The organism is Nostoc sp., from assembly GCF_036919895.1.
GTDB lineage: Bacteria > Cyanobacteriota > Cyanobacteriia > Cyanobacteriales > Nostocaceae > Nostoc.
The window spans coordinates 23,228-36,169 of the sequence record NZ_JBALBW010000093.1; the positions used below are offsets into that span (position 1 = coordinate 23,228).

The window sequence follows — 12,942 nt, forward strand, 5'->3', positions numbered from 1 at the left end:
AGTGGCTTAGTTTGGACGCTCACTTACTTAAAATTGTCTTTTTTGTACTCATTTTATGATGCTTGTAAGTAATATTACTAATTAAAAAGTGCTACAAACATAATAATTTTACTGGAAATTCTTAATCTGCTATTGAGAGGCTTTTTCAAACTTTGTTTTGGCTACTCTGATTATTGTGATAATGAGAATAGTTTAGAAACTATAGGTGATACATTATTCTCTGTACCTCACTCTTGCTCATTTTATGATTCTTATTATCATAAGAATTATTTAAGTAAATTAACTAATTGATGACAGATATACTATCTTAACCGCAGATACTGCGTATACACAGTAGAATGATGTCGAATTGGAAATAATGCCATTTGTACGGTTGCTTGGTGTCCATTAATGGAGTAACTCTGGATACTGATAATTTTTCTTCAGTACTTTTACTAGATATATGCACATTTTTGGAACACAAGCTCAAAATGCGTTTCCGCCATATTTACGTGGAAATTCTCAGGTGTAAACCTGGGAAACCGTGTATAAACTTACAAATGGCAGTTATACGACTGTCTCCAATACTGAGTTACTTACTAAGGCTAGAGCTACTGACCGTTGACGATTCAGTTTTTGCAACATACCCTATTTTTCCCTATGATGATTCATGGTTTCGGTTTTCTCAGTTTGAGCGCATCTCTTGTACTTCCCTGGGCCTTAACAGGTCTGGCTCAAGGAGAGAAGATAACAGAGTATTTATTTAAAGACGTTCGTCAGTCATCGCCTGTTCCAGAAACATCACTGCCCAGCCGCAAGTTAATCAGCGCGGCTCCTGCGACAACATACTATGTTAGCGGTACCGGAAACGACAAAAATAGCGGACTCACTACCTCATCCGCGTTTAGGACGATTCAAAGGGCAGCAAACCTAACTGACCCTGGCGACACAGTATTAATTATGAATGGAGTGTACACAAATGCAGGACAAGCGGGGAGTGCCTTAAGTATTAAACGTTCTGGAACTGCTAATGCCTGGATTACGTATAAAGCATATCCTGGACATTTTCCAAAGATTCAACATAACACATGGAGTGGTATCGGTTTTTCAAATGGAGTTTCGTATATTGAGATCGACGGTCTAGAGATCGTCGGAAACAATGCCAATATCACCCTTGCTTATGCGTTAAGTCAGAAGACTAACACATCAAATCGCCTTACAAATGGAACCTGCATAAGTATTGAGGGACGCAGTAGTAATGTTCATCACATAAATATTTTGAACAACAAAGTGCATGACTGTGGAGGAGGAGGTATCTCAGTAATCGCGGCTGATTATGTGAAAGTGGATAATAACACTGTGTATAATAACGCCTGGTATGGTATCTATGGTGGCAGTGGCATTTCGTTCTTGAAGAATCGGAATACTGACAATAACCAAGGATACAAAATGTTTGCGACCAACAACAAGGTCTACAACAATCGTATGTACGTTCCCTGGATTCAAGTCGGCAGGATCACAGACGGGAATGGCATTATTATGGATGAGTTAAAAAGTGGTCCTAATGGTGCATATAAAGGACGGACTTTAATTGCAAACAATATCTCATACAAAAATGGTGGTTCGGGTATTCATGCTCATGAGAGTGAGCATATCGATATTGTCAACAACACGGTTTATTTAAATCAGCAAAGCCCAGAGCTATCAAAGAAAGGGCAACTCTATGCTGGGTATGCATCGGATGTCAAGATTTTCAATAACATTATTTATGGTGTTGCTGGAAAAAATGCTAACAGCAGCTACATGAATACCAATGTTACCTATAACTATAATCTGTACACTAACGGTGCAGTGGTTGGTGCGATGGGGCCTAACGATGTTATAGGAGACCCACAGTTTGTAGATGCTTCAAGTGGTGACTTTAGACTCAAAGCAACGAGTCCAGCGATCAACAGGGGTTACTATTGGAATGGTTTAAAAACTGATTATACAGGCAAACCCCGTCCTGCTGGTGGTAGATATGATATTGGAGCATACGAATATCAGTAAGCATAATATCTATTGCTACCTGCTCATACTTCCGTCAGACTGAAGTTAGGGTTACACAAAATAATAAGCCTGCTAAGGCAGGCTTATTATTTTGTAGCTAATTAAACAGACATGATATAGCAGTTATGATGTTAAGTTAACTTGTGAGACAAAACTCTAATTTATACAGAGCTTTTGTCAGGAATACGTTTTTGTGGCTTTACCTCTTTTGTCAAATCTTGATGAGTAAAGTATTCTTTAGCATAGTTGAAATAACTACTAGATTCATTTTTATCAATGATACCATTCACAACTAAACCTAAGACGTTGTAACTGGATCTCTCTAGCATTTCTTGGGCAGCAGCAGCACTGTTAGAGTCAATCACTCCAGGTCTGGCTACTAATAAAATCCCATCAGTCATTTGACTTAAAGTCAAAGCATCGGCTGCCAAAAGGAGTGGAGGAGCATCAATAATTACAACATCATAGTTATGTTGAGATAAAGAGTTTTCAATTAGTGATGCCATCCGTTTCGAGTCAAGCAAAGCAAGTGGGTTGGCAGGTCTGACTCCAGCAGTTAAAACATCAAGGTTATCCATTACCTTAGATATAGCCATATTAAATTCAACTTGACCTCCAAGAACCTCGCTTAAACCGACTGCATTGCTTAGTTGCCAGAAATGATGTTGAGAAGGAACTCGCATATCTGCATCAATTAGTAAAACTTGACGTCCTAGTTGAGCGATCGCAGCAGCCAAATTAGCTGAAACTGTAGACTTGCCTTCTTTAGGAACTGCGCTAGTTACCACGATAGTTTTGAGTGCTTTCTCTGAACTCAGAAATTTCAGATTGGCTTGAATCATTCGGTACATTTCGCTCGTTAAAGAGTAGGGCGTATCTCTGACGGCAACTGTTTGAGTTGGTAATTCTAAATTTGAGTAACGGGAGCGAACCTTTTTAACAGACAAAGGAACAATTCCCAGCAAAGTATATCCAAATACATCTCTAACTTCTCTAAGTGTTTTTAGAGATTTATCTCTCATAGCTAGAAATAGCACAATTGTGGTGGCAAAAAACAAACCGAACATCACTCCTAGCACCAAGACAATCATTTTCTTGACTAGTATCGGATTTTTAGGCACTAAAGCCTGAGCAATAATCCGAGAACTGGCTGTATTTGTGTTTTCAACTAATTGTAATTCTTGAACCTTTTTCAACAGAGTTTGATAGGTTGACTCTGCGACTTCTACTTTCCGTTCTAACTCCCTCTGATTTTGTGCCAACTGGGGTATGAGTTTCACCCTCTGTTCGTAGCTAGAACGAGAATTATATAGAGAGGAGAGTCTTTTTGTTAACCCAAATCGCTGTATTTCTGACTGTAAAAAGTTTTGTATCAGACCTTGCCTAAGTTCTCCAATCTGCAATAAGTTCTGGGGAACTTGTGTTTGATTGCCAATAGTCTGACTAATTTGCTGTTGCAAGAGAGATTTTAAATTAGCTTTTTTTGCTTCTAGGTTAATAACTATAGGATTGTCATCTAGGAAACGGCTGCGCTCAATCGCTAACTGCCGATCGGTTTCTTGAAGTTGTACAAGAACTCCCTGTACAGCAGGTGACTGACTTAAGGCACTGACTGCGATCGCTTGCTGAGAATTTAGCTCTACTTTTTGGCGCAGTTCATTCGTTTGGGCGTTTACCTCATCCAGTTGAGCCTTGACAGTATTCATTTCATTGTCTAGATTTCCAATAGTTGCAACAGCTGATTTTGTCTCCTCTGATAAATCTGCAATCTGATTCTTTTGTTTAAATATACGTAGGGCTACTTCCGCATTATTAACAGCAGCTTGAGTTTTCGGAAGCTGCTTGGCCATGAATTGACGAGTTGCTGCTGCCTCAGAGCGATTTGTCAGAATATCATTTTCTAAATACAAATTCATCACTGTGTTGACCACTGCTGCTGCTTCTTCTGGGTCATGGCTGCTATAGGTAATTCGCAATACATCTGTCCCACCAACAATTTTTAGAGTTAGGGATTTTTGTAGCGCTTGTACTTCCAGAGGTTTATCTTCTTTATCTTTGAGTTTTAGTTTGTCTATTGCCCGCTGCAATAAACTAGGAGAAGTAATAACTTCTATCTGAGTGCTTACAGGATTTTGAGTTGCGACCAAAGCTTTTAAATCTCCTGAGTCTCCTCCTTCAGAGGAACCAGGGGAAAGATTACTTCCTGCTACTTTAAAAGAGGGAACTCTGAATAAAAGTTTTCCTTCGGCTTCATAAGACGGCTTCATAAATGTTGTGGATATAGCACTCAGCATAACTGTACCCACAAAGATACCGACAGCAGGTATCCACCATCGTTTCAAGATCAATAGGTAACGATTAAGGTCTAAATCAATAGATTCTCTAGATTCCATAGATTTTTCGGAGATAAATCTTCAAAAGTACAGGTTTTAAGCAAGAAACTCAATATTGCTCTACTTAGAGTAGCGACAAAGCACACCTATTAACTAAGAGTGATACTATTTTACAATATGACATATAGTATAGACTATTTAACTCTAAAAACCTGAAATCGTTTCCAGGCTTCGGTTTCGGGAATCTAATAGCTAATACTTAGGAACCTTGAGGAGCATAATTAAAAGTACATACAATACTAGTTAATACTGATTTTTGCTTCCATTAACTCTCTTTTATGAAAGTATAGTCAGATATTGAGTCTTCTTAACTGTATTCTCAAAATTCTTGTTTGGAATCAAGCATAGATAAACAAGGCTTTCAAGATTATCTAACGAGAGTAATAAAAGAGTGCCAATCCAAACAAATTTCAGGAAAAAACCTGTTCTCTAAGTAAGTTGGCACAATATGAAATTATATGAAGAAAGATAAACTTGGCTAAAATCCTCTTTCTTCCTTATTGCAACTACAAATATTTACGCCGATATACTTAGTGGTCTTGTATTACTATCGTCAGATAAATATCTGAAACCTTGTTCCAAATGTATTTTCACGATATTTCCATCTGCCGTGTTGCTACTTATGTTGCCAGACTTTCTCATAAGCCTCTAACAGCTTAGGTACTTGATGTCGCCACTCTAGTTTATCCTCCATTCTTTGTCTACCTAGCTCTCCCATTTTTTGTCGGCGTTCAGTATCCTCTAGAAGTTCAAGAATATTCTCGGCAAAATCCACCACATCGTTGCCTTTAGCATAAACAGATGCTCCTTCCGCCGATCGCCTTCCTTCCAAAAGATCAAACTGAACAATGGGTTTTCCCATTGCCATGTACTCCATGATCTTGTTCATAGTCGAGCGATCGTTGTAGGGCATTTTTTTATCTGGATTGGCACATATATCACAGCTAGAAAGTCGTGCCAAAAGTTCGTTATCAGGAATACGCCCGGTAAATTCTACAAACTCCTTAACTTCTAACTCTTCAGATAGGGTCTGAAGCTTCTCAAACATCGGTCCACTACCGATGAGCATAAAGTGAATATCCTGGCGTTTCTTTTCATAGACAATGTAGCGTACCGATTGCAGCAGATAATCGATTCCCTCTGGTTCTCCCATAACACCAACATAGCCGACCAGATACTTTCGACCTTTACGGTAGTCTGGGTTGGGTGGTACAGGTTGAAAACGGGAAAGGTCGGGCCCACTACGAACAACAAAAACATCCTCTGGACTCTTGCCTCCACGGGTAAGTGCAACTGAGAGGTAAGATTCATTAGTTGAGATAACTACGTCTGCTGTGGCAAAGGTCAATCGCTCAACTAATGAGAGTCCATAATAAAAAATGTCTCGCCTTCCATACTTAGCTTCGTACATCTCCAGATTAATATCATGGTGGTCAAATATGACTCTTACACCCTTGAAAAACTTGAACCATCCTGCCACCAAAAACAGTAAATCTGGAGGATTGCAAATGTGGACAATATCAAAACCCCGCTCTTGCCACACCCGATGAGCAAGGCGAAACTCCCAAAAAACGGCTGTAGCATACTCCCGTAAATATCCTGAAACCGAACTGATATCTGGTGGCATGTCGTGGCGATAAAGATGAACCCCATCGATTACCTCGTATTCTTGTTCAAAGCCTTTACCTTTAGGACAAATCACCGAAACTTCATATCCAGCTTTTATTAGGGTGGTGGCTTCCATCCATACACGTCTATCAAAGGGAAGTGGGAGGTTCTCAACAATAATCAGTACCCTACTACCATGCGATGCCATGATAACCTAACTCCTTAGATGTTTGATTAAAGACCCCGGCTAGATCCAAAATTTGCATTTCTTTCGGGGCATCAAGTAGTACTTGGTGAAATTCTGGTGTAGCATGGGTAACTACCGCAAGCTCTGCTCCCTCCAAAGCTTGCTGGGAATTTGGCACTAGCAAACCTTCAAAATGAGGGAGATTACTCTGTATATAAGCAAGGTTGGTTCCCATTAATCGAGCTTCATACACAGCCGGGTCATAGATTTTTACCTGGCAGCCTTCTCCAATCAACCGTTTGACTAGCAGTACTGCGGGACTTTCTCTTAAATCATCTGTACCTGGTTTGAATGCCAATCCCAAAACAGCAATCTGTCTTACTCCCAGGCGTAATACCTGCTGGGCAGCCAAATCGACTTGAACGCTGTTAGTGGTTGGGAGGGCATTTAATAGAGGGACTGGTACATCCATATTTCGTGCGTGGTAAAGCAAAGCACTCAAATCTTTGGGCAGACAAGAACCACCGTAGGCAAAGCCAGGACGCATGTACACAGGGGAAATATTTAACTTTGTATCCTGTACAATGATGTTCATTACTTCCCGTCCATCTACACCAAAGGCTTTGGCTACTCGTCCGATTTCATTAGCAAAGCCTACTTTGGCTGCGTGCCAGCAATTGGCTACATATTTAACCATTTCAGCCACAGATGGTTTGACTACAGTGAAGGGTGCATCTACTGTCGCATACATCTGTCGGACTGCTGCTTCTGCCACAGGAGATTCAGTACCAATAATAGTGTAAGGTGGTTGATCGTAATCTTTGATAGCCGAACCTTCGCGTAAAAACTCTGGGTTAAATGCTAGATGTATAGAGTTATTACCTGTAATAGTATCTATAAGATTCTGACACTTTTCTAAAGTTCCTGGGGGAACAGTGCTACGCAAAACAACTACATGGCTTTCAGTCTTATGGCTAGCTGCTTTGGCAATTTGTTTGCACACATTCCAAACATAACTAAGATCGGGTTCTCCTCTCTCTATTGGAGGTGTACCAACACTAATCAGAGAAACATTTGATGCTAGCACTGCCGCTTCAGTATCTGTAGTAGCTGTGATTAATTTAGCTGCAACTCCATCAATCAGCAATTGACTCAACCCTGGCTCTACAATGGGCGACTCTCCTTTGGCGATCAAATCTACTTTATCGGGATTTACATCTACGCCAATTACTTCATGTCCATCTCGTGCCAAACAAGCTGCTGTTACTGCACCAACATATCCCAAACCAAAAATGCTAATTTTCATATCTATCCAGTTCTATCCAGTTGTTATTCTTTAACATGAATTACAAAACAAGCAAGCCCATAAGACGCTTTTCTTCTAGCCCATTCAATTTAATACTGAGTAATATAAATTCATACAATCAACCCAATGTTTTTTTATATCTAGAGGAATAACACTTGTTCTCGCCTTCGTTCCTAAAGAAAGTCTCAAAGACTCATTTTCAATTAAATACTTCATAGCATCTGATAATTCCTCAATATTTCCTGGATTAACTATTAATCCATTTTCAAATTGACTAACTATCTCAGGGATACCTCCCACTGGTGTAACTATGACTGGTAATTCCCAAGCCATTGCTTCAAGCATTGCTAGTGGGAGACCCTCATTGTAAGAAGGCAAGACAAAAACATCTGCTTGAGTTAACAGAATATCACGTTTATCTGACGCTATCCACCCAGGTAGTTTTATATAATTTTCTAGATTTAGAGTTTTAACTAAATTGCCTGCTTGTTCTATTTCTCCATCCCCCGCCATAATCAGACTCGATCTTGTTTTATATTCAATAGGCAAAAGAGAAAAGGCTTTTATTAAATCAAATGCTCCTTTCCGTTGACCAATTCTTCCTAAAAAAAGTAAGTTTATTTTTCCAGATAATTCAGATAATGAGCGTTGTGGTACTTCATCAGGAACTTTGACTGGATTATAAAAAACCACAACTTGCTCGGGTCTAAAACCAAGATTTTCTATGTAAAAAGTTTTCCAACTTTCTGATAAAACAATTAAGCGTTGACACTTGCAAAATACCCAACTTAGCAATTGCTGCATCCATTTCGCCAATCCAGCATAAAAAACATGAAATTGACTACCATGAGCATGTAAGATTATAGGCTTGTGAAAGACCCAAGCTAAAAATGTCATAATTCCTTGTCGTAAAATACTGCCGCGCTGCGAAATTTCAAGTTGAACAATATCAACTTCTTCTCTTTGTAAGATCCACAGAAATTTCCATACAGCTTTTAAAAAAACTATGACTTTAATTGCTATATTTCCTTCTTCATGAGTGACAATATGACATATATCGACTTCGGAAGGAGCATACTCCAAAAAAAGCTTTTCGTAATTGGAAATGCCACCCTGCTGGAGTAAGCTAGGGCCTAACAGGATAATATTGAGACTTTTAGAGGGAGAAATAGGCTGTATTTTTTCAAGAACCGGCCTATCCTTAGTTAATATATCAACCAAAGAATTAAAGTTGCTCATTTTTATCTTCTTCCATAATTAAAATAATCCCATGAAATCTTATCAAAATATGATTATTTTTACATCTCCTGATGTTGAACTATTGTTGTCAGATAATACCTTTGCACCGCTCATAAACCTGTGATACCAAAATTGGTAGATTCTGAATAACTACCACAAAAACAATGGCTTTAGAGCATTTTGGTAAGTTCTATGCTCTCAATGCATTTTTTAATGATTTTATTTTTATTTTATGCGTCGTTCTCACTGATAAACATGCCGCCACATAGAGCATCCAAGTCAAACTATTAGATTCCAGTAAAGAAGATTCTGTAAGGCTAGCTAAAGCTATGTATGTCATGTGTATAACAGGCCACATATCTAGTGCTGTTTTACTACTGCGTACCCAAGCTAATCCTTGCAGATAACTGCGCCAAAACCCTAAAAAGAATAACCCTAACCCTAAAAGCCCTAAATCAAGCCAAAGAGCTAGATAACCGTTGTGTGGATGGCCTGGCATCCATCCAACTATACGCCAAATATAGGCAGATTCACCATCCCATCCTTGCCAGAATCCGCCATAACCATAACCTAGCCAAGGATGTTTCCAAATCATATCCATTACTAATGGCCATAAGTCTGTTCGACCAGTCAGTGTTGCATCTTTACCAATCGAGCTAAATAGGACATCAGCATCATTAGACAACCAAAAATATAAACTTTGGCTGATAGTTGCCATGAGTATTAGAGTTGGTATCATGATTCTATATGACCAACGCCAAATTTGAAAAGCAAAAAATGCCAATATTATTATTAATAAATTAACTAGAGATGAGGTAGAAGCGGCAAGTATTAAAAGTAATATTGATAAGCTAAACCCACCCCAGAAAAGCCAACTACGTCTTTGAGTTTGGTAGCCAAGCATAAAAAATATTATACTACTGGTCACCATCCTAGCTCCAAGTCCGTTTTTGTGTGTGAATACTCCACGCCACTTTGGGCTACCAAGATCGCTTTGTATCCCGTATTTAGGCAGGGCTAAAGCAAAAACAAAACTCAGTACTATAACAATTCCAAAAGTTAAAGCAAGTAAATTTAATTGTTGTTTTAAACTATATCGAGAAGCAAAATAAACACCAAATAAACTTGAATTAATCAGGGTAAAACTATTTTTTAATGTTGTTGACGGTGCAAAAGACCAAGTAATAGAAACAGCTGTCAATATTATTAAAGAATAAAGAAGAAGGTCTTTTTGTAAGACTAGGAAATAAAGAGTTTTCTTCCAACGTAAAACTAGTAGTAAGAAGGTAACTGCGTATAATAAGAAAAAAATAATCCGAATCAGGGAGCCATCATATTCTATCGATTCATTCTGTCCTGCTCCTCCTGACAGCAGGACTGCAAAGATTGCCCCTGAATACATCAGCAAGGCTGCAACTGTGAATCCCTGTTCGGCAAAAATTAGTAGTTTTTTCATAAATTAACTAATATTTATTTTGCATATTTATTTCTCTTTGATAAATTTGGGCTGTTTGAGCGGCAATATTTGACCAATTTAAATCTTGCTGGCAACGAGCAAGTGCCGCAGCTTGCATCTGTTTTTGCAAGTCGCGATCGTTTAGCAAACAAATTATCGCATCAGCTAGTGAGCGAGCATCACACTGTGGAACTAAAAGCCCATCTTTTTTATGCTGAACTATCTCACTCAATCCCCCCACATCAGAAGCTACAACCAGGGTTCCCATTCCATAAGATAAAGCTGCTACACCACTTTGAGATGCTTCAATGTATGGCAGAACTGTTACTGTGCTGCGTTGAAATAGATTACCTACTTCTTCAAGGGGGATAAAATCATTGATAATCTCATAGCGTTTTTCATCATAACCATTAGGGAAATAGTGCCTTATGTTTTCTCCTCTTCCAGCAATAATCAGTTTGACTTCAGGTATGGATTCAGCAATTAATGGCATAGCCTCAAGCAAATATTTCAATCCCTTATAAGGCAATATACGGCCAAAGAATAGCAAAGTATATGGTTCACGGACTTGAATATTTTGACTACCGCGACGCTGATACAAACTACCAAGTTCTCCATGAGGTAGAACATTGACTCGCTCTTGAGGTATACGAAATTGTTCAATGAGAATTTTTTTGAGTTGATGAGTATGAACAATCAATTGTTGGGAACGGTAGAAGCCAATACGTCTGCTATACTCGGAACCAAATGCAGTTACATTATCTCCTGGGTGACGGAATATGTCATGGATAGTTGTCACCAATGGTGGCATTTTGTTGAGCAACAAAGTCCAATCGTACCAAGGATCGTTAGTTTCTTGTACATGCAAAATATCTGGCTCTATGTCTTTAATAATCCGCATCATACTGCTCATAGACAATAAGTTACGCGGGTCACGAATCCGTGGTTTCTGAAAGCTAATGACACGAATATTGGAATCAAGAACATTGCTACAGACTTTGGAGACTTTTTCTGGATGAATTAGCGTTAAATCAACATATTTAACTAGATTATTTGCTAATTCTATTGTGTAATCTTCAAAGCAAAAATGTAATAGGGCAACTTTAATCATAAATTAAAATTATATTATTATCTTACGTCAATTTTTTACTCAAAAAATTTGCATGAATTATTGGTAAAATCTCAAATTAAAACAATTACGATTCTCTTAAGAATTTCATCCACAAAAAACGAAAACCACCAAATGCACGAATACCTAGATAAATCATAAATAAACTATATACACCAGTTGCTACAAGTAAAGTGAATATAAAATTTAAGCTAAATTTTTGCAACAATATGAATATAGGTACCATTAAAAGGCTTATGAGTAAGGGTCGACATATAATTCGCCATAAATTTAATGAGAATAAGCGAGTATAAGTGAAGTAAATATACTGGATAAAACCAATAATAGTCATTAATAATGCCATGAAAGCTGCACCTAGTAACTGATATTGTGAAACTAATGCCACACCAATTAAACTTCCTAATGTAGTGGTAATAACTACTTCACGCAGGTTCACTATCTCGAAACCATTAGCTACAAGTAGATAGGATAATGAGCGTATAAAGGGCAATAAAATTAATGATGCAGCACTTAAGCTAAGAGCTAAATTCGCCTGAGCAAAGCTAGGATCGTAAACAAAAACTAGTAAATCTTTGCCAAAAAATAACAGCCCAATAAATAATGGTAATGCCATCATTAATAGGATTTCAATCATGTTCTCAGTGATCCGCCTCTGCTGATCGCGTCCTTGAGCTACGGCTTTTGAAAGTCTAGGGAAAATTGCTAAAGTTGTACTATTAGCAATAATTAAAAATGGTTGTAGCAATTGTGCTATCCCACCAAATAGCCCTACTAAAAACTCATTTCCTAATAAGGAAAGAATCAAAATTTGAATTCTACCACTAACTACAGCTATTGCTTCAATAGCAAAAAATGTACGTGCGATTTTGATTGTATTAAATATAAAATTACCATCAACCTGCCATTGTATTTTGACGAAACGTGTTACAAGAATCCATTCAATGACCAAAATTAGTGTTTCTGAAAAACACAAAATCCACCCCAGATATTCAATTCCGTATTTTAGTCGCATCGCCCAGATCATTATTATGATGCGTAGGATATACACCGGGACTGTAGCGATGGCAATTAAATGCATCTTTTCTTGGGCTTGAAAAACCGCCTCCGTAATGTTAGAAAGTGCAAAAGGAATTATCGTCAGGCCCATAATGTAGCAAATAGTCGATGTTTTGGAACTATAGGGAAGCAGAAAAACTACAATCACCAACGCCCCATAACTGAAGAAACTAAATATTAATTGCAGCCAGGTACCACTCATTAAATAAACTGGTGTTCTTTCTGGCTCACGGGCTAGTTCTCTAGTAAACAATGTCTTTAGACCTTGTGAAGCAATGCCCACAAATATGAAGTAGTAACTATACGCTAGTAAATACTGTCCTAAGGCTTCAGCTCCCAGAGTACGAGCAATGGCAGAGGTTAGTACGAAAGCTGTAATGCTTTGTGCTAATCGATTAACTATCATTGAGATAGAATTACTTATAAATTTATACTTTTCTACCATTCTAAAATTTTTAATTAAGCTTAATTATTTCATTTTGAATCACCAAAAGGAAATTCTGTCATTGCCATTTAACTAATCACTACAGTAAAGTAGAA

Annotated in this window: 8 protein-coding genes; 1 reads left to right on the forward strand and 7 read right to left on the reverse strand. The window is 38.1% G+C overall.

Annotated elements, in window-relative coordinates:
- Positions 1-600 precede the first annotated feature (600 nt).
- Entirely contained in the window at positions 601-2,028 is a 1,428-nt protein-coding gene (locus tag V7K55_RS18900) for a right-handed parallel beta-helix repeat-containing protein (RefSeq protein ID WP_334834023.1), read from the forward strand.
- A gap of 161 nt (positions 2,029-2,189) precedes the next feature.
- Here V7K55_RS18900 and V7K55_RS18905 read toward each other — a convergent pair whose 3' ends face one another.
- The 7 genes from V7K55_RS18905 to V7K55_RS18935 all read right to left on the reverse strand — a co-directional run bounded on the left by V7K55_RS18905 (position 2,190) and on the right by V7K55_RS18935 (position 12,847).
- Positions 2,190-4,421 carry a GumC family protein gene (locus V7K55_RS18905; RefSeq protein WP_334834025.1) on the reverse strand — a complete coding sequence of 744 codons (2,232 nt, stop codon included), beginning with the start codon at positions 4,419-4,421 and terminating at the stop codon, positions 2,190-2,192.
- A gap of 616 nt (positions 4,422-5,037) precedes the next feature.
- A complete protein-coding gene (locus V7K55_RS18910; RefSeq protein ID WP_334834027.1) occupies positions 5,038-6,237 on the reverse strand; it encodes a glycosyltransferase family 4 protein in 1,200 nt (399 codons plus the stop codon).
- Positions 6,221-7,522 carry a UDP-glucose/GDP-mannose dehydrogenase family protein gene (locus tag V7K55_RS18915; RefSeq protein ID WP_334834030.1) on the reverse strand — a complete coding sequence of 434 codons (1,302 nt, stop codon included), beginning with the start codon at positions 7,520-7,522 and terminating at the stop codon, positions 6,221-6,223. The genes V7K55_RS18910 and V7K55_RS18915 overlap by 17 nt, the downstream gene beginning before the upstream one ends.
- 84 nt (positions 7,523-7,606) lie before the next feature.
- Positions 7,607-8,761 carry a glycosyltransferase family 4 protein gene (locus V7K55_RS18920; protein ID WP_334834032.1) on the reverse strand — a complete coding sequence of 385 codons (1,155 nt, stop codon included), beginning with the start codon at positions 8,759-8,761 and terminating at the stop codon, positions 7,607-7,609.
- Positions 8,762-8,951: 190 nt separating this feature from the next.
- Positions 8,952-10,217: an O-antigen ligase family protein gene (locus tag V7K55_RS18925; RefSeq protein ID WP_334834034.1), complete on the reverse strand. Its 1,266-nt coding sequence runs from the start codon at positions 10,215-10,217 to the stop codon at positions 8,952-8,954.
- 7 nt (positions 10,218-10,224) lie between these two features.
- A complete protein-coding gene (locus tag V7K55_RS18930) occupies positions 10,225-11,328 on the reverse strand; it encodes a glycosyltransferase family 4 protein (RefSeq protein WP_334834036.1) in 1,104 nt (367 codons plus the stop codon).
- 85 nt (positions 11,329-11,413) lie between these two features.
- Positions 11,414-12,847 (reverse strand): oligosaccharide flippase family protein, encoded by a 1,434-nt coding sequence (locus V7K55_RS18935; RefSeq protein ID WP_334834038.1) that lies wholly within the window; start codon positions 12,845-12,847, stop codon positions 11,414-11,416.
- Positions 12,848-12,942: the final 95 nt, after the last annotated feature.

Bases quoted from the DNA above. Each gene is read 5' to 3' on its own strand.
- V7K55_RS18920 (WP_334834032.1), bottom strand. From the start codon at position 8,761: ATGAGCAACTTTAATTCTTTGGTTGATATATTAACTAAGGATAGGCCG.
- V7K55_RS18935 (WP_334834038.1), bottom strand. From the start codon at position 12,847: ATGGTAGAAAAGTATAAATTTATAAGTAATTCTATCTCAATGATAGTT.
- V7K55_RS18930 (WP_334834036.1), bottom strand. From the start codon at position 11,328: ATGATTAAAGTTGCCCTATTACATTTTTGCTTTGAAGATTACACAATA.
- V7K55_RS18910 (WP_334834027.1), bottom strand. From the start codon at position 6,237: ATGGCATCGCATGGTAGTAGGGTACTGATTATTGTTGAGAACCTCCCA.
- V7K55_RS18915 (WP_334834030.1), bottom strand. From the start codon at position 7,522: ATGAAAATTAGCATTTTTGGTTTGGGATATGTTGGTGCAGTAACAGCA.
- V7K55_RS18925 (WP_334834034.1), bottom strand. From the start codon at position 10,217: ATGAAAAAACTACTAATTTTTGCCGAACAGGGATTCACAGTTGCAGCC.
- V7K55_RS18905 (WP_334834025.1), bottom strand. From the start codon at position 4,421: ATGGAATCTAGAGAATCTATTGATTTAGACCTTAATCGTTACCTATTG.